The organism is Pseudomonas sp. CAN1 (assembly GCF_030462585.1).
In the GTDB taxonomy this organism is placed as follows: domain Bacteria; phylum Pseudomonadota; class Gammaproteobacteria; order Pseudomonadales; family Pseudomonadaceae; genus Pseudomonas.
Genome location: NZ_JASMRU010000006.1, coordinates 38,032 through 62,029, shown reverse-complemented (window position 1 = coordinate 62,029; position 23,998 = coordinate 38,032). Strand labels below are relative to the sequence as shown.

Here is a 23,998-nt window from a genome sequence, read left to right as displayed (position 1 = left end):
TTTGCTATTCCAGCCACCGAGAACCGTCATGACCGTCACCGAGCAGTTGAGCGCACTGGATCAGATCCTCGCTCACGGCGACCTGCACTGCCTGTTCCAGCCCATCCTGTCGCTCTCCGAAAGGCGCCTGGTCGGCTACGAAGCCCTGACCCGCGGTCCGTCCAACGGCCCCCTGCACTCGCCCCTGCCACTGTTCAGCATCGCCCGCAGCAGCGGCCGCCTGAGCGAGCTCGAAGTGCTCTGCCGGCGCAAGGCCTGCACACGCTTTCGCGACCTGAAACTGGACGGCAAGCTGTTCCTCAACGTCTCGCCCGAATCGCTGCTGGAACCGACCCACCAGCCCGGCCGCACGCTGCAGTTGCTGCAGGCCTTCGGCATCTCGCCCAGCGACGTGGTGATCGAGCTGACCGAGCAGACGCCCATCGAGGACTACAACCTCCTCGACACCGCCCTGCACCACTACCGCGCCATGGGCTTCTCCATCGCCCTGGACGACCTGGGCGCCGGTTACTCCAGCCTGCGCCTGTGGTCCGAGCTGCGCCCCGACTATGTGAAGATCGACCGCCACTTCATCGAAGGCATCCACCTGGACGCGGTGAAGCGCGAGTTCGTCGGTTCGATCCTGAAGATGGCCCACGCCTCCCGTGCGCAGGTGATCGCCGAAGGCATCGAGATTCCCGAAGAGCTGGCAGTGCTCTCGGAGATGGGCGTGGACCTGGTGCAGGGCTACCTGCTCGGGCGCCCGGCGGAGACGCCACCGCGCGATGCGCGCAGCCTGCTGCCGGAAATGGACACTGCCGGCTCACTGCTCGCCGAGGAACAGTCCGACCTTGCACCGCTGCTCATGGACCAACCGGCGGTGCGCGATAGCACGGCCATCGGCGACGTGCTGGAAGCCTTCCGCGCCCAGGCCAACCTGAACTCCCTGGCAGTGCTCGACGGCCACGACCAGCCGGTCGGCATCGTCCACCGCCACGCGCTATCCGACGCGCTGCTCAAGCCCTTCGCACCGGAGCTGTATGCGCGCAAGCCGATCAGCCGACTGATGAGCAGCGACTTCCTTGCCGTGGAGCGCAGCCAGTCGCTGCAGCAGGTCAGCCGCCTGCTCACCAGCCGCGCGCGGCAGCGCATCGAGGAAGACTTCATCATTACCCTGAACGGCCGCTACCTCGGCCTGGGGCGAGTGATCGACGTGCTCAAGCTGATCACCGAACTGAAGATTCGCCAGGCCCGCCACGCCAACCCGCTGACCCTGCTGCCGGGCAACGTGCCGATCCAGCAATGCCTGACGCGCCTGCTGCAACAGGGACGCGAAGCGGTGGTGTGCTACGTCGACATCGACAGCTTCAAGCCGTTCAACGACCTCTATGGCTACGCCCGGGGCGATGAAGTGCTGTTGTGCCTGGCGCAGTGCCTCGGCGAACGGGTGGATCCGACGCGGGACTTCGTCGGCCACATCGGCGGTGACGATTTCATGCTGGTGTTGGGCACACAGGATTGGCGGGAACGACTCAATCACCTGCTGGAGGATTTCCAGGGCCAGTGCCGGCGCTTCTACAGCCGCGAACACCTGGAGGCGGGCTGCTTCGTCGCCCACAACCGCCAGGGGCAGCGCGAGGAATATCCGCTGCTGTCACTGTCGATCGGCGTGGTGCACGTGAAGAGTGGTGCTGGCCAACGCCTGGATGCCAGCCAGCTGGCCGGAATGGCCTCGGAGGCCAAGCGTCACGCCAAGGAAATGCCCGGCTACAGCCTGCACGTGCTGACGGCGGAGTGACTCAGAGGCCGAGCTGGCGCGCGCGGTTGTCGTAACGCTCGGCCTGGCCCTCATCCGGCGTCAGGCCCGGCCCGCCACTGCGATACAGCTCGGCCAGCTTGCGCGCTGCCAGCGGGTGCCCGGCCTCGGCAGCCTGGCTCCAGTAACGCGCGGTTTCCTGCGCATCAGCGGCCTGCCGGGTATCGCCTTTCAAAAGCTGCACGCCGAGCTGGTAAGCCGCCTTGCTGTCACCCGCAGCAGCCGCCAGACGTAACAGGCGCAAGCCTTCCTCGCGGGCGCCGAAGCCCTGACCGCGGAACAGCAGCAGGTGACCATAGAAGCTCTGCGCAGAGACGTCGCCCAGGGCAGCCATGCGCGAAAACTGGCCCTGCATCCAAGCCCAGGAACGCGGCTGGCGGACCATCCACGGCCAGCCCATCAGGCGTCGCGCAAAGGTGTAACTCAGGCGTGCGCGCAGACGCCAGAACAGCTCGCGGGGCGTCGCCACCTCAGAGCTCCTCGGGGTACTCGAACTCGAACACCCGCGCTACTTCCGCGGCGTGCCAGCCGGCCGCAGCCGGGCCGTCCGGCGCGCCGGAGAAGCGCCCGAGGCGTTCGACATACTCGAAGAAGCCGGTACGCGGCAGGCGGCTGGCACCCTGGCTGATCACCAGCGAGCTGCGCAGCGGTCGCCCGCCGCGGGCGTCCAGTGCAGCCAGGTGCTCCAGCGCGGCAGTCAGTACGGTCATCGCCGGAGTCGGCAATTGCAGGCGCTCGATCAGCGCCCGGTAGGTCAGCAGATGGCGCTGGCGGCGAGCGTCTTCCAGCTCGCCGAGCAGGCCTTCCCAATGCTTGCGACTGATCTGCACGCTCAAGAAGCGGACTCCCCAGTGCCCAGGGCACGACGCAGGCCATGCTGGATGGCGTCGCTGGCTTCGCGCTCGCCGCTCTCGATCAGTTCCAGGTAGGACGGGCTGATACCCACCGAACGCGCCAGCGTCTCGATGGACAGGCCACGGGCTTCACGCAGGGTCTTCCAGTCCGGATTCTCCTCCGGTGCCGCTGCGGCGACCGGTTTGACGACCTGGGCAACACCACGGCCGGCAGCCGCCAGCAATGCCTGGTATTCGGCCCAGGGGACCACGGCGTATTCCGCTTCGCCGTCACGCATTATCACTTGCACGTTCATGACAACACTCCTTGCAGGCGGCCATCTTAACAGCCTGGCGGGCGCCTGTGCCGGCTATACTGCGCACGGCCGTCACAGCCTCCGACATGGGGACCGACTTGCAGCGCATCCTTCCGATCTGCCTTTGCCTGGCCAGCGCCCTGTGCGGCGCCGAAGAATTGCGCTGGGGCTATTCGCCGAGCAACGGCATGCCCTACGCGGAAAGTATCGACCATGAATTGGCGCCTGGCTTTGTCCGCGACCTCGGCGAAACCGTCGGGCAGCGCCTGGGGCTCGCCGTTCGCTTCATCGAGACGCCGGACAAGCGCGTCGAACCGGCGCTGGCGCAAGGCGCCATCGACCTGCAGTGCATCAACAATCCACAGTGGATGAAGGCACCAGACAAGCTGCACTGGTCACCCAGCCTGTTCGAGGAAGAAGACGCATTGGCGCAGCGCGCAGACCGGCCGCCAATGGCAGATATTGCGCAGATCACGGGCGTTCGCGTCGGCACCAGCCTCGGCTATGTCTACCCTGCCCCACTGATGCGGGCCTTCGCCGAAGGCCGCGCCAAGCGCGACGACGTGCGCGATCTCGACACCCGCCTGCACATGCTCGAAGTCGGCCGCCTGGATGCGCTGATCGACATGCGCCGGCCGCTGGAATTCCTGCTGGAACAGCATTCGGCGCTACCGGTGGCAATCAGCCGCAGCAGCGTGCAGCGCTACTCCATCCATTGCTCCTACGGACCGGCGCTGCCGGTGGCCGCCGAACGCCTGGACGCCTTGTTGCAGGCCATGGTGGACGACGGCTCGATCCAGCGCCTGCTCGGCGAGCAGCGCGCGCGCCTGCGTCAGAGGCGCTGAATCGCCTCGGGCGGCGGCAGCTGCTTGAGGGCTTCGCGGGTTTCCACGCCCTGCGCGTCGCGCCAGACCTTGAACGCATCGATCTCAGACTGCCAACGGCGCACCACCCAGGCGAGCACCGCGAGGTCATCGAGGAAGCCGACACCGAACAGCCAGTCCGGCACCAGGTCCACCGGCGAGAGGAAGTACAGCAAGGCCGCCACCACCGACAGCAGGGCCTGGGAACTGATGCCGCGATAGTCGCCGCGCACCCAGGCCACCAGCAGTTCCTGCAGCAGCTTCAGATCGGTCCCGGCCAGCTTGATCCGGCCACTCTTGCGCGCCACCGCGAACAGCAGGGCAGGCACTCGGCCACCAGCGATAAAGCGGCTGGCCAGCTTCAGGAAACGGTCAAATCCCGGAGGCTTTTTCATCGATTCACCTCGATAGGAAGATTCGTACAGAGCGGGTTCAGGTTATCCACCTTTCCTGTGGATAACTCTGTTGAAAGCCACCCTCTATATCACCCAAACGCCCGCCCCATGAGGGCTGCAGACAGATCGGTGATTTTTTGTTCACCCCGGCAAATGCGTTAAAAATCATGCAGTTGCGGCTATGCGAAGGGCTCGCCAATGTCAAGGGGAGGAAATTGTTTCAACTGCGTCATATATGTGCATAAGGGTAACAGCCTGCCCAAGGTTACTCCCTTTCAGACCCGGCGGTCAGTCCACCGTTCCAGAGCGCTTTGTGCAGAAACGAAAACGCCCCGTGGGTAACGGGGCGTTTTCTCTGGTACCGGGGTACTCAGTTACTGCTTGGGCTGCTCGGCAGGAGCTTCCGGAGCTTCAGCCTGGTTCGGGTCCTTGATGGCCAGCAGTTCCAGGTCGAATACCAGTACCGAGTTGGCCGGGATGGTCGGGCTCGGGCTCTGCGCGCCGTAGGCCAGCTCGCTCGGGATGAACAGCTTGATCTTCTCGCCAACGTGCATCAGCTGCAGGGCTTCGACCCAACCCGGAATCACGCCGCCAACCGGCAGGTCGATCGGGCTGCCACGCTGGATGGAGCTGTCGAAGACCGTACCATCGACCAGCTTGCCTTCGTAGTGAACGGTAACTACGTCGGTAGCCTTGGGCTGCGCGCCGTCGGCTTTCTTCACGACTTCGTACTGCAGGCCGGACTTGGTGGTGACCACGCCATCACGCTTGCCGTTCTCGGCGAGGAACTTCTTGCCAGCTTCCAGGGCCTCGGAATTCTTCTTGGCGACCTGCTCTTCAGCGCGCTTCTGCAGGGCGGTGAAGGCTTCGGTCAGCTCTTCGTCGGTCAGCTTCTGCTTCTGCTTGCCGACGGCGTCTTCGATACCCAGGGCGACGGCTTTCGAATCCAGGTCATTCATACCTTCCTGGGCGAGGCTCTTGCCCATGTTCAGGCCGATGCCGTAGGAGGCTTTCTGCGCAGGAGTCTTGAGTTCCACTTCGGCGGCCTGTTTGTCGCAGCCCGCGAGAACCAGGCCGACCAGCGCGATCGCTGCCGCCAACCGATGTTGTTTCATGCTGAATCCTTGTCTTTGCGCCGTCATGGCTGAAGTAATGAAGCCGCGAGCTTATCAGGCGCTCGTGGCCAGTGGCTATGGGCAATAGGAACCACTACCGGGGGAGAAGTTCCCACAGCAAACTTATAAGAAAATTAACAGGATAAGTCAGACGGCCAGCACGGAATCGTTGTGATTCGAGCAGGCAACTTTCGACGGCGGGCTTTCGCAGGAAGGTATAAAAGGCAGGCAAAGAAAAAGCCCTCAGGTATCGCTACCTGAGGGCTTTTCGAATTGTGGCGCAGCGGACGGGACTCGAACCCGCGACCCCCGGCGTGACAGGCCGGTATTCTAACCGACTGAACTACCGCTGCGTCGGACCTCGAGTGGTGGGTGATGACGGGATCGAACCGCCGACCCTCTGCTTGTAAGGCAGATGCTCTCCCGGCTGAGCTAATCACCCTTCGTCTCGAAGTGGGGCGCATTCTACGGAGGACATTGCACCCTGGCAAGCCCCCGGATGAAAAAAATTTTCAGATGTTCCAAAGGCTTAGATGAAGAGGGCGAATGACGAAACGGGGTTGGCCTGGACCGCGCCGAACGGAATAATGGGTCCTTTGTGTCCAGGAGTTCGCCCCTCATGTGGTTCCGCAACCTGCTCGTATACCGACTCACCCAGGATCTGCAGATCGACGCCGATTCCCTGGAGAAAGCCCTGGCCAGCAAGCCGGCGCGCCCCTGCGCCAGCCAGGAACTGACGACCTACGGTTTCTCCGCGCCGTTCGGCAAGGGCCCGGATGCCCCGCTGGTGCACGCCAGCGAAGGCTTCTTCCTGGTCAGCGCGCGCAAGGAAGAGCGCATTCTCCCCGGCAGCGTCGTGCGTGATGCACTGAAGGAGAAAGTCGACGAGATCGAAGGCGCGCAGATGCGCAAGGTCTACAAGAAGGAACGCGACCAGCTCAAGGACGAGATCGTCCAGACCTTGCTGCCGCGCGCCTTCATCCGCCGTTCGGCGACCTTCGCCGCCATCGCCCCTAGCCTCGGCCTGATCCTGGTCGACACCTCCAGCGCGAAGAAGGCCGAAGACCTGCTCTCCACCCTGCGCGAAGCCCTGGGCTCGCTGCCGGTGCGCCCGATGACCGTGAAGACCGCGCCGACCGCCACCCTGACCGACTGGGTGAAGACCCAGGAAGCCGCCGGCGACTTCTTCGTCCTCGACGAGTGCGAGCTGCGTGATACTCACGAAGACGGCGGCGTGGTGCGCTGCAAGCGCCAGGACCTGACCAGCGAGGAAATCCAGCTGCACCTGACCTCCGGCAAGCTGGTCACCCAGCTGTCGCTGGCCTGGTCGGACAAGCTGTCCTTCGTCCTCGACGACAAGGTCGCGATCAAGCGCCTGCGCTTCGAAGACATGCTGCAGGAAAAGGCGGAGCAGGACGGCGGCGAAGACGCCCTCGGCCAGCTCGACGCCAGCTTCACCCTGATGATGCTGACCTTCGCCGAGTTCATCCCGGCGCTGATCGAAGCGCTCGGCGGCGAGGCGATGCCCGAAGGCATCTGATGCCCTCGCAGGCGCCGCGCCAGCGCGGCGCCTGCTACCAGAACAATAGGAAAGTCCCATGCGTGCTCTCGTCCTGCTCAGCCGCTTCATGGGCAACACCTTCGCCCTCTGGGTGCTGCTCTTCGCCCTCCTCGCGTTCTTCATCCCTGCGCTGTTCGTCCCGCTCACCGTCGCCATCGTGCCCATGCTCGGCGTGGTGATGTTCGGCATGGGCCTGACCCTCAAGGTCGAGGACTTCGCCGAAGTCGCCCGGCATCCCTGGCGCGTCACCCTCGGCGTGATCGCCCACTTCGTCATCATGCCCGGCATGGCCTGGCTGCTCTGCCAGCTGATGCACCTGCCACCGGAGATAGCCGTCGGCGTCATCCTGGTAGGCTGCTGCCCCAGCGGCACTGCATCCAACGTGATGACCTGGCTATCGCGCGGCGACCTCGCGCTGTCGGTGGCCATCGCCGGCGTCACCACCCTCCTCGCCCCGCTGCTCACCCCGGCACTGATCTGGCTGCTGGCTTCGGCCTGGCTGCCGGTGTCGTTCGGCGCGTTGTTCTGGTCGATCCTGCAGGTCGTCGTGGTGCCCATCGTGCTCGGCCTCGTCGCCCAGCGCCTGCTCGGCGCGCGGGTACGCCACGTGGTCGACGTTCTGCCGCTGATCTCGGTGGTGTCCATTGTGATCATCGTCGCCGCGGTGGTCGCCGCCAGCCAGGCGAAGATCGCCGAGTCCGGCCTGCTGATCATGGCGGTGGTGATCCTGCACAACGGCTTCGGCTTCCTGCTCGGCTACTTCACCGCCAAGGTCTTCGGCCTGCCGCTGGCGCAGCGCAAGTCGCTGGCGCTGGAGGTCGGCATGCAGAACTCCGGCCTCGGCGCGGCGCTGGCCAGTGCGCACTTCTCGCCACTGGCGGCGGTGCCCAGCGCGCTATTCAGCGTGTGGCACAACATTTCCGGCGCTACGCTTTCCACCTGGTTCCGCCGCATGACCGATGAGCCACCGGTCCGAAAGGACGCCCCGTAACAGGGCGGAGATCCGGCCGCCGGTTGCCCGGCGCGCCGGATTTGTGCAAAATAATGCACATTGTGAGGACGACCTCACCACCTTCCGGTGCTCCAGCGGGGACGGCCCTTCGTTTCCATCTACCGTCTGGAGAGTTCCATGTCCTGGATCATTCTGTTCGTCGCCGGCCTGTTCGAAGTCGGCTGGGCCGTTGGCCTGAAGTACACCGAAGGTTTCACCCGCCCGATACCCACCGCACTGACCATCCTGGCAATCATCACCAGCATGGGTCTGCTCGGCCTGGCCATGCGCAATCTGCCGCTGGGCACCGCCTACGCCATCTGGACCGGCGTCGGCGCAGTGGGCACCGTCATCGTCGGTATCGTGCTGTTCGGCGAGTCCATGGCGCCGATGCGCATTATCAGTGTGTTGCTGATCCTGTGCGGACTGGTCGGCCTGAAATTGAGCCACTGACGCTGTATCGGTTCTCGATACCGGCGGGCTGTCGCTTTCCCGAAAATTTGTCGGTATGCTCCGGGCCACTGTGTTTGCTTGGGTCACTGTGGCTCGTGACCTGGTGGGGCCATTCCCCATCACCCGGCTTCGACTGCACCTTGCAACTCAGGACGAGCGCGGACTTTCCGCAAAACAATATTCAATAGTTCAAGGTGTATCTCCATGTCGAATCGTCAGACCGGCACCGTCAAGTGGTTCAATGACGCCAAGGGCTTCGGCTTCATCACTCCGGAAAGCGGCAACGATGTCTTCGTTCACTTCCGCTCCATCCAGGGCAACGGCTTCAAATCGCTGCAGGAAGGCCAGAAGGTCTCCTTCGTCGTGGTTGAAGGCCAGAAGGGCCTGCAGGCTGACGAAGTTCAGGTGATCTGAACCGCGACACGCCCATGAAAAAGCCCCGGCATTGCCGGGGCTTTTTCTTTGCCGCAGGAAAACTCAGCGTGCCGCGCCACGCAGCGCAGCAACCTGCTCCTGCAGCGCCAGGCGCTTGGCCTCCTCCGGTGCCACCGGCTGACCAGCCACCAGGCAGACCCGCGACCACAGGCGACGGAAGAAGCCCTTCTGCGGATCGCGGCTGAAGAAGCTGCCCCACAGCCCCTGCAGCGCCATCGGGATCACCGGCACCGGGGTTTCCTCGATGATCCGCTCCACGCCACCGCGGAACTCGTTCATCTCGCCGTCCAGGGTCAGCATGCCCTCGGGGAAGATGCACACCAGTTCGCCGTCACGCAGGTACTCGGCGACCCTGGCGAAAGCCTTCTCATAGGTCGCGGCATCTTCGTTGCGTCCGGCGATGGGCACGGCGCCAGCGGTGCGGAAGATGAAGTTGAGCACCGGGATGCGGAAGATCTTGTAGTACATGACAAAGCGCACCGGACGCCGCACGGAACCGGCAATCAGCAGCGCGTCGACGAAGGACACGTGGTTGCACACCAGCACCGCCGGGCCTTCGTCGGGGATGGCGTCGAGGTTGCGGTGATCCACCCGGTACATCGAGTGGGTCAGCAGCCACACCAGGAAGCGCATGGTGAACTCGGGGACGATCTTGAAGATGTACACGTTCACCGCGACGTTCATCAGCGAGAGCACGAGGAACAGCTCGGGGATCGTCAGCTTCGCCACCGACAGCAGCAGGATCGAGACGATCGCCGCCGCCACCATGAACAGCGCGTTGAGGATGTTGTTCGCAGCGATCACCCGCGCGCGCTTGTCCTCCTCGGTGCGCGCCTGGATCAGCGCGTACAGCGGCACGATGTAGAAGCCGCCGAAGATGCCGATGCCGAGGATGTCCGCCAGCACCGCCCAGGACTGCGAATGCTCGAGCACCGCCAGCCAGTTATACGGCTGCTCGCCCTGCGGGAAGCCGCCCGAATGCCACCACAGCAGGATGCCGAACAGGCTCAGACCGATGGAGCCGAAGGGCACCAGGCCGATCTCGACCTTCTTGCCGGAGAGCTTTTCGCAGAGCATCGAGCCCAGCGCGATGCCCACCGAGAACACCGTGAGGATCAGCGTCACCACGCTCTCGTCGCCGTGCAGCAGCTCCTTGGCGTAGGTCGGGATCTGCGTCAGGTAGACCGCACCAAGGAACCAGAACCACGAGTTGCCCACCAGCGAGCGCGACACCGCCGGGCGCTGGCGCAGGCCGAGCATGAGGATGCTCCAGGACTGGCGGAAGATGTTCCAGTCGACCTTCAGGTCCGGCAGCGCGGCGGCGGCGCGGGGGATGTTGCGACTGGCGAGGAAGCCGCAAACGGCCACCATTACCACGGCGATACCAACCCCGGCGGCGTAGTCCTGCCGTGACATCAGGATGCCCGCACCGATGGTGCCGCAGAGGATGGCGAGGAAGGTACCCATCTCCACCAGCGCGTTGCCGCCGACCAGTTCATCCTCGCGCAGGTGCTGCGGCAGGATCGAGTACTTCACCGGGCCGAACAGCGCCGAGTGGGTGCCCATGGCGAACAGCGCGAGGAACAGCAGCGGCAGGCTGCCGAACACGAAGCCTGCGGCGCCCACTGCCATGATGACGATCTCGGCCAGCTTCAGCGCGCGCATCAGCGCGTCCTTGTTGAACTTCTCGCCGAACTGTCCGCCCAGGGCGGAGAACAGGAAGAACGGCAGGATGAACAGCAGCGCACAGAGGTTGACCAGCAGGTTGCGGTCACCGCCGATGGTGAGGTGGTAGAGGATCGCCAGGATCAGCGACTGCTTGAAGATGTTGTCGTTGAAGGCACCCAGCAGTTGGGTGATGAAGAAGGGCAGGAATCGCTTGGTGCCCAGCAGGGCGAATTGCGAATGTTGAGACATCGTCCTTGTTTACCTGCGTAGCGGCCTTGAGCCGGAATGACAGCACGAATATGACGGCAACCGCGTCAATAGAAGCCACATTTTCTACACAAATCCATGGCCGTGGCGATGAATTCTCGCTGCCGCGGGCAAGAAAAAAGCCCGTCACGCGGGACGGGCTTTCTGCTGGCCGGGGCGACGTCAGAAACCGACGCTGCCCTGCACGTAGAAGGTGCGCGGCTCGCCGAGGTAGATACCGGCGTTGTTGTCGCTGGAACGGGTGTAGCTCAACTGGTCGAAGATGTTCTTCACCCCGGCGGCGACCTTCAGGTTCGATGCCTGCGGGCCGAAGTCGTAGCCCACGCGGGCATTCCACAGCACGTAGCCGGGGATGTCGCCGTACTGGCCATCGGCGCTCGGCTCGGTGATGTAGTTGCCGGTGAAGCTGCCGTTGGCGTTGGTGGTCGGGCCGGGCGCGCGCTGCTTCGACTGGGCGAAGCCGTCGAAGTTGTAGGTCCAGCGGTCGCGCTCGTAGCGCAGGCCGATGGTCGCCACCTGGCGCGAGTAGAGCGGTAGGTCGCGGCCCTTGAAGCCGGGGATTTCGCCTTCGTAGGTCGCACGGGTGTAGGTCAGCGTGCCATAGGCGGTCAGGCCGGCGAGTACCGGGTCGAGCGCGGCCATGTCGTAGTGCGCCGAGGTCTCGATGCCCTGGTGCTTGGTGGCGCCCAGGTTGGTCCAGCCCACGTCGTTGCTGATGTACTGCAGCTCGTCGTCGAAGTCGATGTAGAACAGCGTGACCTCACCACCCCAGCTGCCGTTGTCGTAGCGCGTGCCCACTTCGTAGGTCTTCGCCTTCTCCGGCTGCAGGCCGCTGGCGGTGTCGTTGCCGCTGCCGCCCTGGCCGAGCTGGAAGTACTGCAGGCTGCCGAAGGAGGTCTCGTAGTTGGCGAACAGCTTCCACTCGTCCGACAGGTGATACATCACCGCCAGCGCCGGCAGCGGCTCGTTGTAGTCCTTGCTGCGGGTCTTCTCCTGCACCGGCTTGCCCTTGTTGTCGAGCACCGGGCGCTCGTGCCAGTCGGTGGAGATGCGCTCGAAGCGGATGCCCGGGGTGACGGTCCAGTTGCCCACGTCGATCTTGTCGTCGAGGTAGATGGAGTTCGCCTCGGTGCCGCCGGTGCGGTCCTGGTAGGTGTGGCCGTCAGCGCCGGGAATCGGTGTCGGCACGTTGCCCGGCAGGCCGACCTGGCTGGCGCTCTCGTGCATGGCCTCCTTCAGGTAGCGATAGCCGATGCTGGCTTCCTGGGTGGTCGGACCGACCATGAAGATCTTCGATACCCGCGGCTCGATGCCGAACGTGTGGTACTCGCGGGGGTAGGACGCCAGGGTCTTGAGGTCGCGGTTGGCGATGTTGCTGCCACGGAAGCTGWCGCTGTAGTAGGTCAGCACCTCGACCTGGGTGAGGTCGTCGATCTGCCGCTTGTACTTGAGCGAGACGTCCTTGCGACGGCCGGTGAAGTTGTCGTAGTCGCGTACCGACTGGTACGGGTCCTTGTCGAACTGCGCCTGGGTCAGGCCGCCGGGCATGTCGGCAGTGCCGTCGTAGTAGTGGAAGTTGGCGGAGAACTCGTCGATGTCGGTGGGCGCCCAGTGGGTCTTGAACATCACGTCATCGATGTCGGTGGCGTCGTTGCCGTCGCGGTAGCCCGCGCCTTTCACGCCCGAGTACAGCAGCGCGGCGCCCATGCCGTTGTCGGCGGTACCGCCGAGGAAGGCGTTGTAGAGTTTCTTCCAGCCGCCGTGGGAAGCGGTTTCCACGGTGCTGCCGACGTCGCCGGAGAAGTCCTTGGGAATCGCGCGGGTAACGAAGTTGATCACCCCACCGACGTTCTGCGGTCCGTAGCGCACGGAACCAGCGCCACGCACTACGTCGACGCTGTCCAGGTTGCCCACCGACAGCGGGAACATCGACAGCTGCGGCTGGCCGTAGGGCGCCACGGCGGCCGGAACACCATCGATGAGCACGGTGGAGCGCGGCGACAGCCGCGAGGTCAGGCCGCGCACACCGACGTTGAGGGAAACGTCGCTGCCGCCGGTGCCGTTGTTGTCCTGCACCTGCACGCCGGGAATGCCGCGCAGCACGTCGCGCACATTCTGCGCACCTTCCTCGATCATCTGCTCGCGACGCACCACGGTGCGCGCGCCGGGGTGGTTCTGCACCACCTGCTGGTCGGCCTCGCCGAGCCAGTCACCGACCACGGTGACGGTCTCCAACTCCTTGGTCTCTTCCTCGGCCTGCGCTGGCAGCAGCGGTGTGGCCAGGGCTACGGCGATCGCCAGGCGCGACCACGAACGAACGTGCGACATGCTTCCCCCTCCCCGGGTACTTCGTGAAGGGGCGGGAAATTAGAACCGAATGTAAATTTTGTAAATGCAAATGTATCGCAAATGAAAAAATATTCCGGTTGACTCAGATTCTCTTTTCGGCATCTCGAACGACTGTTCATCAGGCCCGGCAATAGGCCAGCAGCCCCTGCGCCGTGCGGGTCGGCGGCACGCGAGCGAGGAAGATCAGGCCGAGCGGAACGACCGGGCGCAGGCCTGGCGGTACTCGCCAGGGCCGACGCCATAGGCCTGCTTGAACTGCCGACTGAGGTGACTCTGGTCGGCGAAGCCCAGTTGCATCGCCACATTCACTGGCATGCAGCCCTGCTTGAGCAGCGCCCTCGCCTGCTCCAGCCGGCGCTGCTTGAGCCAGGCGTGAGGCGGCAAGCCGGTGGCCTTGCGGAACACGCGGGCAAAGTGGAACGGCGACAGCCCGACGGCGGCGGCCAGTTCTTCCAGTGACGGCGGCTCCATCAATCGCGAGCCGAGCAGCTCGCGGGCGCGTGCCACGGCCACGGGCTCGTTGCCGGCAGGTGGTGCATCGGGAATCCGCGCGTGGCGCTGGAACAGCAACAGCAGCGCCTCGCGCCAGCAGGTCTGGCGTTGCAGTACGGTGGCATCGGAATCCACCAGTCGGTGGGCGGCGAACAGTGCCTGCACCAACTCGGGGTCGAACACCACGCTGGCGTCGAACGATGGCGTGCCGCCTCCACCCAGTTCCAGCTCTTCCAGCACGCCAGAAACCTGCGCCAGCTCCGGGTAGAACCCACGGTAGCGCCAGCCGGCCTCGTCGGCCTTGGAACCGGTATGCACCTCGTCGGGGTTGATCAGCACCACGCTGCCCGCCGGGGCGACATGCTCGGCACCGCGATGGTGGAAGCGCTGCGCGCCCTGCTCGATCATGACGAAGGCGAAGCCTTCATGGACGTGGGGCGAGAACACCTGCTCGATGTAACGCGCGTGCAGCAGCTCGACGCCGCCCAGCTCCTGGGCGCGCCAGAAGCGGGTGCGTTCGCCGCTCGCGTCGTGTTCTGCCATGCACTACCCCACCCAGGAATTATCGACACGCTGCGCCATTGCTGGCATCTCTGTGCTTCTGCTCGCCCTCACCCCAACCCTCTCCCAGAGGGAGAGGGAGCAGTCCGTGCCGGCGGACACGATGGTTTCATCCTGCGCCGATCAATCCCCTCTCCCGTGGGGAGAGGGTCAGGGTGAGGGGCATTGAGGTCGCGAACAGAGTATCACTCAGCCGTTGAAACCGGCTTCCAGCGCAGCCTTCACCTGCGGCCATTCCTGGTCGGTGATGCTGTAGAGGATGGTGTCGTCGAGCCGCCCACCGGCCAGGCGCCGATGGTTGCGCAGCACGCCTTCGCGCACCGCGCCGAGCTTCTCGATGGCGCGCTGGGAGCGTTCGTTGCTGGCGGCGGTCTTGAACTGCACACGGACCATCTTCCAGCTGTCGAAGGCGTGGCGCAGCATCAGGTACTTCATGGTGGCGTTGAGGCCGCTGCCGTGCTGGCCCTGGTCCAGCCAGGTGGCGCCGATCTCGCAGGCCGGCAGCGCCGGTAGAAAGTCCATGAAGCGCGTGGTGCCGACGATCTGGTTGCCCAGGCGCACCACCAGCGGCAGAGCGCGGCCTTCGCGCTGGTCGGCCAGGCCCTGGCGGTACCAGTCCGGGCGCCCCGGCGCACTCATGAACTGCAGGACGTCGCGGTTCTGCTCCGCCAGCGTCACCAGGTCCGGCACGTCGGCCTCCACCATCGGCTCCAGGCGCAGGGCCCCGCGCTGCAAGGTGATGGGTAACGGTCTGAACATGGCGCCCTCCTCGACACTCGACGCGAAATCATCGCTCACATCAGAGCGTAGCGGCCCGACGAAGTGCCGCGCGCCAGAGGGCGCTCGACGGACGGACCGCGAAAAGGCCGGCAAGCTACCAGCCCGGCGCCCTGCCCTCAAGTGTGAGGCGCGACACAGCGCCACTGAGACATTGGTAGCAGGCGTCTGACAGTTCCGGACTTTGGTGCGAAACTGCTGCCAGTGCTCCTGCGGGGGAGCCAGTTCACTTCCGGAGTCAGCATGTCGTTGTCCAGTGGGTTGATCGCAACGGTCGCCCTGCTCTACATGGCGGTCCTGTTCGCCATCGCGTTCTATGGCGACCGCCGTCGCGCCCCTCTTTCGCCGCGTGTCCGCGCCTGGGTCTACAGCCTGTCCCTGGCGGTCTACTGCACCAGCTGGACCTTCTTCGGCGCCGTCGGCCAGGCCGCCGGCCAGTTGTGGTCATTCCTGCCGATCTACGTCGGCCCCGTGCTCTTGATGCTCTTCGCGCCCTGGGTGCTGCAGAAGATGATCGTCATCAGCAAGCAGGAGAACATCACCTCCATCGCCGACTTCATCGCCGCGCGCTACGGCAAGTCGCAGGCGCTGGCCGTGGTGGTGGCACTGATCTGCGTGGTCTGCGTGCTGCCCTACATCGCCCTGCAGCTCAAGGGCATCGTGCTCGGCGTGAACCTGCTGATCGGCGCCGGCCCCGATTCCACCGGCATCCGCGCCCAGGACACGGCGCTGATCGTGTCGCTGATCCTCGCGCTGTTCACCATCGTCTTCGGTACCCGCAACCTGGACGTCACCGAGCACCACCGCGGCATGGTGCTGGCGATTGCCTTCGAGTCGCTGGTCAAGCTCACCGCCTTCCTCGCCGTCGGCATCTTCGTCACCTACGGCCTGTACGACGGCTTCGGCGACCTGCTGGACAAGGCCAAGGTCGCCCCGCAACTGGCCGAGTACTGGGAAGAAACGGTGCACTGGCCGTCGATGCTGCTGCAGACCGGCGTGGCGATGACCGCGATCATGTGCCTGCCGCGCCAGTTCCACGTGCTGGTGGTGGAGAACATCGAACCGCGCGACCTCAACCTGGCGCGCTGGGTGTTCCCGATCTACCTGGTGCTGGCCGCGCTGTTCGTGGTGCCCATCGCCCTGGCCGGACAGATGCACCTGCCCGCCGGGGTGATGCCCGACTCCTTCGTGATCAGCCTGCCGCTGGCCGAGGCGCATCCGGCGCTGGCCCTGCTGGCCTTCATCGGCGGCGCGTCGGCGGCCACCGGCATGGTCATCGTCGCCAGCGTGGCGCTGTCCACCATGGTCTCCAACGACATGCTGCTGCCTTGGCTGCTGCGCCGCAAAGGCGAGGCCGAGCAGCCCTTCGAGGTGTTCCGCCACTGGCTGCTGACCGTGCGCCGGGTGAGCATCGCGCTGATCCTCCTGCTGGCCTACGTCAGCTACCGCCTGCTGGGCTCTACCGCGAGCCTCGCCACCATCGGCCAGATCGCCTTCGCCGCCATCGCCCAGCTCGGCCCGGCGATGATCGGCGCGCTGTACTGGAAGCAGGCCAACCGCCGTGGCGTGTTCGCCGGCCTCGCCGCCGGCTCGTTGCTGTGGGCCTATACGCTGGTGCTGCCGGTGGTCGCCAAGGGTTTGGGCTGGTCGCTGGAAACCTTCCCCGGCCTGGCGTGGCTGGCCGGGCGCCCGTTCGGCCTGTCCATCGAGCCGCTGACCCTCGGCGTGCTGCTCTCGCTGATCGGCAACTTCGCGCTGTTCGGGCTGGTCTCGGTGTTCTCCCGCACCCGCGTCTCCGAGCACTGGCAGGCGAGCCGCTTCATCGGCCAGGAAATCTCCCAGAAGCTCAGCTCGCGCTCGATGCTTGCGGTGCAGCTGGAAGACCTGCTGATGCTCGCCGCGCGCTTCGTCGGTGAGGAACGCGCGCGGCAGAGCTTCATCCGCTTCGCCTACCGCCAGGGCAAGGGTTTCACCCCCAGCCAGAACGCCAACGACGAGTGGATAGCCCACACCGAACGCCTGCTCGCCGGTGTGCTCGGCGCCTCCTCCGCGCGCGCCGTGGTGAAGGCCGCCATCGAAGGCCGCGAGATGCAGGTGGAGGACGTGGTGAAGATCGCCGACGAAGCCTCCGAGGTGCTGCAGTTCAACCGCGCGCTGCTGCAGGGCGCCATCGAGAACATCACCCAGGGCATCAGCGTGGTCGACCAGTCGCTGCGCCTGGTGGCCTGGAACCACCGCTACATCGAGCTGTTCGAGTACCCGGACGGGCTGATCTACGTCGGCCGGCCGATTGCCGACATCATCCGCTACAACGCCGAGCGCAACCTCTGCGGGCCGGGCGACCCCGACCTGCACGTCGCCAAGCGCCTGTACTGGATGCGCCAGGGCACGCCGCACACCTCCGAGCGGCTGTTCCCCAACGGCCGGGTGATCGAGCTGATCGGCAACCCGATGCCCGGCGGCGGCTTCGTCATGAGCTTCACCGACATCACCAACTACCGTGACGCCGAGCAGGGCCTGAAGGACGCCAACGAGGGCCTGGAGCAGCGCGTGCAGGAACGCACCTTCGAGCTGTCGCAGCTCAACCAGGCGCTCACCGAGGCCAAGGGCACGGCCGAGGCGGCGAACCAGTCGAAATCGCGCTTCCTCGCCGCGGTCAGCCACGACCTGATGCAGCCGCTGAACGCCGCGCGGTTGTTCTCCGCCGCCCTCGCCCACCAGGAAAAACTGCCCGAGGAGGCCACCGAACTGGTGCGCCACCTGGACTCGTCGCTGCGTTCGGCGGAAGACCTGATCACCGACCTGCTGGATATCTCGCGCCTTGAGGGCGGCCGCGTCAGCGCCGACGTCGCGGCCTTCCCGCTGAGCAACCTGTACGACACCCTCGGCGTGGAATTCCGCGTACTGGCCCAGGAGCACGGCATCGACTTCCATGTGCGCGGCAGCAAGCTGCGCGTGGAAAGCGACATCAAGCTGCTGCGCCGCGTGCTGCAGAACTTCCTCACTAACGCCTTCCGCTACGCCAAGGGCCACGTGCTGCTCGGCGTACGCCGCGAAGCCGGGCACCTGCGCCTGGAAGTCTGGGACCACGGCCCGGGCATCCCGCCGGACAAGCTGCAGGTGATCTTCGAGGAATTCAAACGCCTGGACAGCCATCAGACCCGCGCCGAAAAAGGCCTAGGACTCGGCCTGGCGATCGCCGACCGGCTGTGCAAGGTGCTCGGCCATCGCCTGGAAGTACGCTCCTGGCCGGGCAAGGGCAGCGTGTTCAGCGTCAGCGTGCCGCTGGCGCGCCAGCCGGCCCCGGCGCCGCTCAACGGGCACAAGGTGGAAACCCCGGAACAGCTCAACGGCGCGCAGGTACTCTGCGTCGACAACGAGGACAGCATCCTCACCGGCATGAACAGCCTGCTGACCCGCTGGGGCTGTCGCGTGCTCACCGCGCGTAGCCGCGCGGAATGCCAGGCGCTGCTGGAAGACGACGCGCGCCCGCAACTGGCGCTGATCGACTACCACCTGGACGACGGCGAACTGGGCACCGACCTCATGGCCTGGCTGCGCACCCGACTGGGCGAACCGGTGCCGGGCGTGGTGATCAGCGCGGACGCCCGCCCCGAACTGGTGGCGCAGATCCACGCGGCGGGGCTGGAGTTCCTGCCCAAGCCGGTGAAGCCGGCGGCGCTGCGGGCGCTGTTGAGTCGGCATTTGAGTTTGCGGTGAGGGTCCTCAGCGATGGTTTGATGCCCTCTCCCTAACCCTGGCTGCGCGCCCCGCTCCGAAGGGAGAGGGGACTGATTCGGTGTGTGAGGGCAGGTCGGCGCTCACCGGATGGCACATAAACAAGAAAGGCACGGATAGCTCCCTCTCCCTTCAGGGAGAGGGCTGGGGAGAGGGTCTTCCCAGCCAGCTCCGCACCCGACTCAAACCACCCTCCCCCGCCACTGCAACAAAACCACCCCGGCAATGATCAACCCGACCGCCAGCAAGCCCTCGACCGACAATCGCCGCACCGGGAAACCGGCCCAGCCGAACTGATCGCACAACGCCGACATCAGCATCTGTCCCGCCACCACGCAGGCCAGGAAAGTCGCGGCGCCCAGCTGCGGTGCTAGCATCACCGCCACCGTCAGGTAGGCCGCGCCGAACAGCCCGCCCAGCCAGCCCCACCAGGGCGTTGTAGCGATGCCCGCCGCCGGCGGCAGCGGCACGCGAAACGCCAGCAGCGCGATGATCACCGCGGCCAGGCTCACGCCCAGGGAAGTCAGGCTGGCACTCAGCGGGTGGCCCAGCTGGCGGCCGAGCAGCGAGTTGCTGCCCGCCTGCAAGGCGACCAGCGCGCCCACGCCAATGGCGGGCAGCAGCAGAAGCAATTTCGACATCGAGGGTTCTCCATGGCTTGTCGATGGGTGCCAGCTTCTGCTATCCATCCTGCGCATGGAAATGAACGATTGGTACAACCTGAATGCACTTGATTCATGACTTGCGCCGCATCGACCTCAACCTGCTGGTGATCCTCGATGCGCTGCTGGACGAGCGTCACGTCTCCCGCGCGGCCGAGCGGCTGGCGATGACCCAGCCGGCGGTGAGCCATGCGCTCAACCGCCTGCGCGACCTGCTCGACGACCCGTTGCTGGTGCGCGCCGGCAACCAGATGCAACTGACCCGCCGCGCCTTCGAGCTGGCCGGGCCGCTACGGGAAATCCTCGGTGGCGTGCGCCGGCTGGTTCTGGGCGATGACTTCGACCCGGCGAGCGCCGAGCTGGAGCTGCGCCTGGGCATGTCCGACTACGGCACCTGGGTGGTGCTGCCGACCCTGCTGCCCATGCTGCGCCGCGAAGCGCCGGGCATTCACCTGGATATCCGCCAGGCCTCACGCATCGGCATGGCCGAGCAGGTGGCGAGCGGCGAGCTGGATGGCGCCGTCGGCGTGTTCCCGATGCTGCCCGAGGGGCTGCGCGTGCAGCCACTGTTCGAGGAGCGCTTCATCTGCCTGTGCTCGACAGACACCCTGGGCGACAGGAAGCGCCTCGACCTGGACGCCTACCTCGCCGCACCGCACCTGCGCGTTGCCCTGCAACAGAGCCCGGCGGAAGAGATCGACAGTCATCTGGAAAAACTCGGCCGACGCCGTCAGGTGGCCGCCACCGTGCCGCACTTCAGCGTGGCGCCCAGCCTGCTGGCGGGCACCGATCTAGTCCTGACGATTGCCGCGCGAATGCTCCCGGACGATCTGGAAAGCCATGGCCTGGCCAGCTTCGAGCCGCCGCTGAAACTGGCGCCTTTCGATTTCGTGCAGATCTGGTCGGAGAGCAGCGAGGATGATCCGGCGCGACGCTGGCTGCGCGGCAAACTGGCCCAGGCTGTCGGCTGACGCCCTACTCCGGGGTTTCCAGGCGGCGGAGGATTTCCCCGACGCGCTCGCCGAGCATCTCGTTGGCCGAGCGCTTCAGGCCGCGCGCCAGCTCCACCAGCACCACCTGCTCGGCCACCGGGCGCAGGCGCTGGAAGACTTCGGCGAGGCGTTCGAGGTCCGCCGCGCCGGGCAGCAGGTCGACGCCGGGGCGGTCCACCAGATGGGTCACCACCAGGCGCACGATGCCGGCGGCCAGGTGTTCGGTGTCGGTGCGCAGCACCGCCAGATGGTCCAGCAGCGCGGCCAGCGGAATGCCCGCGCGGTAAAGCTCGACGCCGGCATTGAACAGGCGCGGGCTGGGAATATTGATGCGCTCGCCATCGAAGGCCAGCAGGCCCTGCGCCAGCGCCTGGTCGATCACCGCGTCATTCAGCTCGTCGCCGAACAGCGCCTGCAGGTCGCTGAACTCGATGCTGCCGGGGGACTCGAGGTTCCACGGGCCGACGATGGCTTCGTCGAGGCCCAGCACATGGTCGAGGTCGTGGCCGTGTTCCCAGCTCTGCAGCAGTTCCTTGATGTTGGCGATGTTGTAGCCGCGCTCCAGCAGGCGGTTGATCAGCCGCAGCCGGCGCAGGTGGCTGGCGAAATACACCCCGGCGCGGCCGCGGCGTTCAGGCGGTGGCAGCAGGCCGCGATCCTGATAGGCACGCAGGTTGCGCACCGTGGTGCCGCCTTCGCGGGCCAGCTCATCCACCGTGTACTCGCGCTCCTCCTCCACCGTGGAGGGCGCGTCGTCCGGGCGTTGCAGCAGGCGCTGCAGGAGGTTCAGGGGTGTGCTCATGGGCCGGATGATAATCACCGTTGCGCCCGCAGAACAATCCAAAGCGCTAGTTCCAAAGTGATCCGCCGCACAGCCCGGCGGCCCAACCAAAGACGGGAACTGCACCTGCCACAAATCCTCCTCCCCGCCACAACCCGCGCCACCAGGGGCTCCGCGCGCCGGTAACACTCCAGGCCCGATGCGCACGGCATGGCGCAACGCCCGCCGATGGGTCAGCATCGATCGTGACATCGACCGATGTAACGATAACAACAACCAGCCTGGAGAAAGTCATGTCCCAAGGCGCCTGGGTGCCCACCGCAGAAGACCTGCGGCACTTCCGCGAGACTCAGCAACTGGCCTACCGCTGCTGCGAAACCATTGCCGGCGAACTGCGCCCTGGCATCAGCGAGCGCGAGACCGCCGCCCTGATGAAGACCTGGCTGCTCGATCACGGCGTGCGCGACTGGTTCCACCAGCCCTTCGCCTGGTTCGGCCCGCGCACCTTGTTCAAGGGCTTTGACGGCCTGCGCCACCTGGGCGGCTTCAACCTGGCCTTCTACCCCGGCAAGCAGCGCCTGGAAGAAGGCATGCCGTTCATCCTCGACTGCGCGCCGACCCTGGGCGCCTACACCGCTGACGTCGGCTACTCCGGCGCGCTGGGCCACAACCTGCTGGTGGAGCGTCTGATGGACGACTTGCTGGCGCACCGCAACCTGATCGTCGAACAGGTGCGCCAGCGCCTGCCGCTGGCCGAAGTCAGCCAGTCGGTGGACCGCCTCTGCCAGCGCCAGGGCACCCAACCGCGGCACAAGGCCTACCCCTTCGAAGTGCTGGCCCACCGCGTGGAGAAACTCGGCGCGCGGGACAGCGGCCCGTCGCTGGCACGCTTCGGCGTACGCAACATTGCCACGCTGATGAAGAACGCCCTGGTCACCGGCCGCCGCGAAGGCTGGTCGCCGCTGTGGTCGAGCAACGACCGCTCGCAACACGCGCCGACTCCCGGCCTCTGGGCAGTCGAACCGCACCTGGGCCTGCGCGGCGTGGGCGCCAAGTTCGAGGAGCTGCTGGTGGTTACCGAGGACGATGCCTACTGGCTGGACGACGACCTGCCCCACGTGCGCCGCTGGATCGCCCGCGGCCTGATCAGCGCTCCGGCGCGGCGGGAGGTGGCATGAACGCCATGCTGGAGAAAGCGCTGCCGACACCGGAGCGCCTCGACGTGCAATCGGGCAACGTACGCCTGGCCGTGTGGCGCTGGGGTGAGCCGCACCTGCCGATGGTACTGTTCGTCCACGGCTACCCGGACAACCATGAAGTCTGGTTGCCGCTGATCCGCCATCTGTCCGGGCGCTACCAGCTGGTCGCCTACGATGTGCGCGGCGCCGGCGAATCGGACAGGCCGCGCAAGACCCGCGACTACCGCCTGGAGCTGCTCAGCCAGGACCTCAAGGCGGTACTCGATGTGGTCAGCCCGCAGCGCGCGGTGCACCTCGTGGCGCACGACTGGGGCTCGATCCAGACCTGGGAGAGCGTCACCGATCCGCAACTGCGCGCGCGCATCGCCTCCTACACCAGCGTCTCCGGCCCGTGCCTGGACCACGTCGGCTTCTGGATGCGCGACCGCCTGCGCCGCAAGACGCCGCGCGCGCTGCTGCAGATGGCCAGCCAGCTACTGCACTCCTGGTACATCTACTACTTCCACCTGCCGCTGCTGCCGTCGCTGTCCTGGCGCTTCGGCGCGGCGAAGGCCTGGCCGCAGTACCTGCGCAAGGTCGAGGGCATCCGCAACCCGGCGCGCAATCCGCACCAGGCCAGCGACGGCAAGCACGGCGTGAAGCTCTACCGGGCCAACTTCATCACCTCGATCTTCAAGCCGCGCAAGCGCCATACCGAGGTGCCGGTGCAGCTCGTCGTACCGACCCGCGACCGTTATGTCGGCCAGCAACTGTTCCAGCAACTCTCGCTGTGGGCCCCGCGCCTGTGGCGCCGCGACGTCACCGCCGGGCACTGGCAACTGCTCGCCGAGCCGACCCGGCTGGGCGGCTGGATCGACGAATTCGTCAGCCACATCGAAGGCGGCGAAGCCACCCCGGAACTGCAGCGCGCTGCGCTGAAACCCGGCGCCGGCCCGTTCGCCGGCAAGCTGGTGGTGGTCACCGGCGCGGGCGGCGGCATCGGCCGCTCGACCCTGCTGAGCTTCGCCGAACGCGGCGCCAGTGTGCTCGCCGCGGACATCGACCCAGCCGCCGCCGAGCGCAGCGCCGAACTGGCCCGCGCTGTCGGCGCCAGCGCCTACAGCTATTGCGTGGACGTGGGCGACAGCGCGGCCATGGAGCGCTTCGCCCAGTGGGTGAAGAGCAGCCTCGGCGTGCCCGACGTGGTGGTCAGCAACGCCGGCATCGGCATGGCCGGGCCGATGCTCAGGACCACCCCGGAGGAATGGGAGCGCCTGCTGCGCATCAACCTGTGGAGCGTGATCGACGGCTGCCGGCTGTTCGGCAAGCAGATGGTCGACAGCGGCAAACCGGGGCACCTGGTCAACGTCGCCTCCGGCGTGGCCTTCGCGCCGTCGCGCAACTACCCGGCCTACGCCACCAGCAAGGCGGCGGTGCTGATGCTCAGCGAGTGCCTGCGCGCCGAACTGGCGGGCAATGGCATCGGCGTCAGTGCAGCGTGCCCGGGCTTCGTCGATACCGGCATCGTCCAGGCCACGCGCTTCGCCGGGCTGGATGACGAACAACAGGCGAAGCACCGCGCCAAGGTGCAGCGCTTCTACCGTCGGCGCCGGCTCAGCCCGGACACCGTCGGCGAACGCATCACCCGCGCGGTGGAACGCAACCAGCCGGTGGTGAAGGTCGGCAGCGAAGTGCACCTGGGCGCCCTGCAATGGCGCTTCATGCCCTGGCTGTCGCGCCTGCTCGCCCGCCTCAACCTGACTGCCTGAGAACTC

Annotated in this window: 21 protein-coding genes and 2 tRNA genes; 10 read left to right on the top strand and 13 right to left on the bottom strand. The window is 66.0% G+C overall.

Annotated elements, in window-relative coordinates; translation table 11 throughout:
* Positions 1-28 precede the first annotated feature (28 nt).
* Entirely contained in the window at positions 29-1,777 is a 1,749-nt protein-coding gene (locus tag QO207_RS10745; protein WP_301532410.1) for a bifunctional diguanylate cyclase/phosphodiesterase, read from the top strand.
* Between the two features lies 1 nt (position 1,778).
* Here the strand turns inward: QO207_RS10745 and QO207_RS10740 are convergent, their stop codons facing one another.
* The 3 genes from QO207_RS10740 to QO207_RS10730 all read right to left on the bottom strand — a co-directional run bounded on the left by QO207_RS10740 (position 1,779) and on the right by QO207_RS10730 (position 2,945).
* Positions 1,779-2,195, bottom strand: coding sequence for a sel1 repeat family protein (locus QO207_RS10740; protein ID WP_301532620.1), 417 nt, complete (start codon positions 2,193-2,195; stop codon positions 1,779-1,781).
* Between the two features lie 70 nt (positions 2,196-2,265).
* A complete protein-coding gene (locus QO207_RS10735) occupies positions 2,266-2,631 on the bottom strand; it encodes a hypothetical protein (RefSeq protein ID WP_081520209.1) in 366 nt (121 codons plus the stop codon).
* The gene (locus QO207_RS10730; RefSeq protein ID WP_301532409.1) at positions 2,628-2,945 is read right to left on the bottom strand and encodes a helix-turn-helix transcriptional regulator; all 318 of its coding nucleotides are present in this window, start codon (positions 2,943-2,945) and stop codon (positions 2,628-2,630) included. Before QO207_RS10730 ends, QO207_RS10735 begins: the two co-directional genes overlap by 4 nt.
* Positions 2,946-3,043: 98 nt before the next feature.
* Between QO207_RS10730 and QO207_RS10725 the strand changes: the two genes are divergently transcribed.
* Positions 3,044-3,790: an ABC transporter substrate-binding protein gene (locus QO207_RS10725; RefSeq protein WP_301532408.1), complete on the top strand. Its 747-nt coding sequence runs from the start codon at positions 3,044-3,046 to the stop codon at positions 3,788-3,790.
* Here QO207_RS10725 and QO207_RS10720 read toward each other — a convergent pair.
* The 4 genes from QO207_RS10720 to QO207_RS10705 form a co-directional block, all read right to left on the bottom strand.
* Positions 3,778-4,203: a YkvA family protein gene (locus QO207_RS10720; protein ID WP_301532407.1), complete on the bottom strand. Its 426-nt coding sequence runs from the start codon at positions 4,201-4,203 to the stop codon at positions 3,778-3,780. The two genes, QO207_RS10725 and QO207_RS10720, sit on opposite strands and share 13 nt — an antisense overlap.
* A 374-nt stretch (positions 4,204-4,577) precedes the next feature.
* Positions 4,578-5,318 carry an FKBP-type peptidyl-prolyl cis-trans isomerase gene (locus QO207_RS10715; protein ID WP_301532406.1) on the bottom strand — a complete coding sequence of 247 codons (741 nt, stop codon included), beginning with the start codon at positions 5,316-5,318 and terminating at the stop codon, positions 4,578-4,580.
* A 276-nt stretch (positions 5,319-5,594) separates the two neighbouring features.
* Positions 5,595-5,671, bottom strand: a tRNA-Asp gene (locus tag QO207_RS10710).
* A 13-nt stretch (positions 5,672-5,684) separates the two neighbouring features.
* A tRNA-Val gene (locus QO207_RS10705) sits at positions 5,685-5,760 on the bottom strand.
* A 177-nt stretch (positions 5,761-5,937) separates the two neighbouring features.
* Here QO207_RS10705 and rdgC point away from each other — a divergent pair.
* From rdgC to QO207_RS10685, 4 genes are all read left to right on the top strand, one after another.
* The gene (rdgC, locus tag QO207_RS10700) at positions 5,938-6,858 is read left to right on the top strand and encodes a recombination-associated protein RdgC (protein WP_301532405.1); all 921 of its coding nucleotides are present in this window, start codon (positions 5,938-5,940) and stop codon (positions 6,856-6,858) included.
* Positions 6,859-6,916: 58 nt separating this feature from the next.
* Positions 6,917-7,870 (top strand): bile acid:sodium symporter family protein, encoded by a 954-nt coding sequence (locus QO207_RS10695; protein WP_301532404.1) that lies wholly within the window; start codon positions 6,917-6,919, stop codon positions 7,868-7,870.
* Positions 7,871-8,008: 138 nt separating this feature from the next.
* On the top strand, positions 8,009-8,323 hold the full coding sequence (sugE, locus tag QO207_RS10690) for a quaternary ammonium compound efflux SMR transporter SugE (protein WP_184589773.1): 315 nt from the start codon (positions 8,009-8,011) through the stop codon (positions 8,321-8,323).
* A 204-nt stretch (positions 8,324-8,527) separates the two neighbouring features.
* Positions 8,528-8,737: a cold-shock protein gene (locus tag QO207_RS10685; protein WP_138215253.1), complete on the top strand. Its 210-nt coding sequence runs from the start codon at positions 8,528-8,530 to the stop codon at positions 8,735-8,737.
* A gap of 63 nt (positions 8,738-8,800) precedes the next feature.
* On the opposite strand, the gene QO207_RS10680 is transcribed toward QO207_RS10685, so the two are convergent.
* From QO207_RS10680 to QO207_RS10665, 4 genes are all read right to left on the bottom strand, one after another.
* Positions 8,801-10,675: an MFS transporter gene (locus tag QO207_RS10680; protein ID WP_301532403.1), complete on the bottom strand. Its 1,875-nt coding sequence runs from the start codon at positions 10,673-10,675 to the stop codon at positions 8,801-8,803.
* A gap of 180 nt (positions 10,676-10,855) precedes the next feature.
* Positions 10,856-13,021, bottom strand: a complete 2,166-nt coding sequence (locus QO207_RS10675) for a TonB-dependent receptor family protein (protein WP_301532402.1) — start codon at positions 13,019-13,021, stop codon at positions 10,856-10,858.
* A gap of 204 nt (positions 13,022-13,225) precedes the next feature.
* On the bottom strand, positions 13,226-14,077 hold the full coding sequence (locus tag QO207_RS10670; protein ID WP_301532401.1) for an AraC family transcriptional regulator: 852 nt from the start codon (positions 14,075-14,077) through the stop codon (positions 13,226-13,228).
* Positions 14,078-14,284: 207 nt separating this feature from the next.
* On the bottom strand, positions 14,285-14,854 hold the full coding sequence (locus tag QO207_RS10665) for a GNAT family N-acetyltransferase (RefSeq protein WP_184589770.1): 570 nt from the start codon (positions 14,852-14,854) through the stop codon (positions 14,285-14,287).
* A gap of 261 nt (positions 14,855-15,115) precedes the next feature.
* Between QO207_RS10665 and QO207_RS10660 the strand changes: the two genes are divergently transcribed.
* Positions 15,116-18,592, top strand: coding sequence for a hybrid sensor histidine kinase/response regulator (locus QO207_RS10660; protein ID WP_301532400.1), 3,477 nt, complete (start codon positions 15,116-15,118; stop codon positions 18,590-18,592).
* Between the two features lie 200 nt (positions 18,593-18,792).
* Here QO207_RS10660 and QO207_RS10655 read toward each other — a convergent pair whose 3' ends face one another.
* Positions 18,793-19,251 (bottom strand): DMT family transporter, encoded by a 459-nt coding sequence (locus tag QO207_RS10655; RefSeq protein ID WP_081520199.1) that lies wholly within the window; start codon positions 19,249-19,251, stop codon positions 18,793-18,795.
* Positions 19,252-19,334: 83 nt separating this feature from the next.
* Here QO207_RS10655 and QO207_RS10650 point away from each other — a divergent pair, with 83 nt between their 5' ends.
* Positions 19,335-20,243, top strand: coding sequence for a LysR family transcriptional regulator (locus QO207_RS10650; protein ID WP_301532399.1), 909 nt, complete (start codon positions 19,335-19,337; stop codon positions 20,241-20,243).
* 4 nt (positions 20,244-20,247) lie between these two features.
* Here the strand turns inward: QO207_RS10650 and QO207_RS10645 are convergent, their stop codons facing one another.
* Complete coding sequence (locus QO207_RS10645) at positions 20,248-20,946, bottom strand: MerR family transcriptional regulator (protein WP_301532619.1); 699 nt, start codon at positions 20,944-20,946, stop codon at positions 20,248-20,250.
* A 392-nt stretch (positions 20,947-21,338) separates the two neighbouring features.
* Here QO207_RS10645 and QO207_RS10640 point away from each other — a divergent pair, with 392 nt between their 5' ends.
* Together QO207_RS10640 and QO207_RS10635 are read left to right on the top strand one after the other, a co-directional pair.
* Positions 21,339-22,223 carry a M24 family metallopeptidase gene (locus tag QO207_RS10640; protein ID WP_301532398.1) on the top strand — a complete coding sequence of 295 codons (885 nt, stop codon included), beginning with the start codon at positions 21,339-21,341 and terminating at the stop codon, positions 22,221-22,223.
* A complete protein-coding gene (locus tag QO207_RS10635) occupies positions 22,220-23,992 on the top strand; it encodes an SDR family oxidoreductase (protein ID WP_301532397.1) in 1,773 nt (590 codons plus the stop codon). Before QO207_RS10640 ends, QO207_RS10635 begins: the two co-directional genes overlap by 4 nt.
* The last annotated feature ends 6 nt before the right edge of the window (positions 23,993-23,998 follow it).

What these genes read in the sequence shown, in the direction of transcription:
- QO207_RS10635 (WP_301532397.1), top strand. Translation starts at nt 22,220, where the DNA reads ATGAACGCCATGCTGGAGAAAGCGCTGCCGACACCGGAGCGCCTCGAC.
- QO207_RS10660 (WP_301532400.1), top strand. Translation starts at nt 15,116, where the DNA reads ATGTCGTTGTCCAGTGGGTTGATCGCAACGGTCGCCCTGCTCTACATG.
- QO207_RS10685 (WP_138215253.1), top strand. Translation starts at nt 8,528, where the DNA reads ATGTCGAATCGTCAGACCGGCACCGTCAAGTGGTTCAATGACGCCAAG.
- rdgC (WP_301532405.1), top strand. Translation starts at nt 5,938, where the DNA reads ATGTGGTTCCGCAACCTGCTCGTATACCGACTCACCCAGGATCTGCAG.
- QO207_RS10655 (WP_081520199.1), bottom strand. Translation starts at nt 19,251, where the DNA reads ATGTCGAAATTGCTTCTGCTGCTGCCCGCCATTGGCGTGGGCGCGCTG.
- QO207_RS10650 (WP_301532399.1), top strand. Translation starts at nt 19,335, where the DNA reads ATGCACTTGATTCATGACTTGCGCCGCATCGACCTCAACCTGCTGGTG.
- QO207_RS10670 (WP_301532401.1), bottom strand. Translation starts at nt 14,077, where the DNA reads ATGGCAGAACACGACGCGAGCGGCGAACGCACCCGCTTCTGGCGCGCC.
- QO207_RS10715 (WP_301532406.1), bottom strand. Translation starts at nt 5,318, where the DNA reads ATGAAACAACATCGGTTGGCGGCAGCGATCGCGCTGGTCGGCCTGGTT.
- QO207_RS10680 (WP_301532403.1), bottom strand. Translation starts at nt 10,675, where the DNA reads ATGTCTCAACATTCGCAATTCGCCCTGCTGGGCACCAAGCGATTCCTG.
- QO207_RS10740 (WP_301532620.1), bottom strand. Translation starts at nt 2,195, where the DNA reads ATGGGCTGGCCGTGGATGGTCCGCCAGCCGCGTTCCTGGGCTTGGATG.
- QO207_RS10665 (WP_184589770.1), bottom strand. Translation starts at nt 14,854, where the DNA reads ATGTTCAGACCGTTACCCATCACCTTGCAGCGCGGGGCCCTGCGCCTG.
- QO207_RS10720 (WP_301532407.1), bottom strand. Translation starts at nt 4,203, where the DNA reads ATGAAAAAGCCTCCGGGATTTGACCGTTTCCTGAAGCTGGCCAGCCGC.
- QO207_RS10640 (WP_301532398.1), top strand. Translation starts at nt 21,339, where the DNA reads ATGTCCCAAGGCGCCTGGGTGCCCACCGCAGAAGACCTGCGGCACTTC.
- QO207_RS10730 (WP_301532409.1), bottom strand. Translation starts at nt 2,945, where the DNA reads ATGAACGTGCAAGTGATAATGCGTGACGGCGAAGCGGAATACGCCGTG.
- QO207_RS10745 (WP_301532410.1), top strand. Translation starts at nt 29, where the DNA reads ATGACCGTCACCGAGCAGTTGAGCGCACTGGATCAGATCCTCGCTCAC.
- sugE (WP_184589773.1), top strand. Translation starts at nt 8,009, where the DNA reads ATGTCCTGGATCATTCTGTTCGTCGCCGGCCTGTTCGAAGTCGGCTGG.
- QO207_RS10695 (WP_301532404.1), top strand. Translation starts at nt 6,917, where the DNA reads ATGCGTGCTCTCGTCCTGCTCAGCCGCTTCATGGGCAACACCTTCGCC.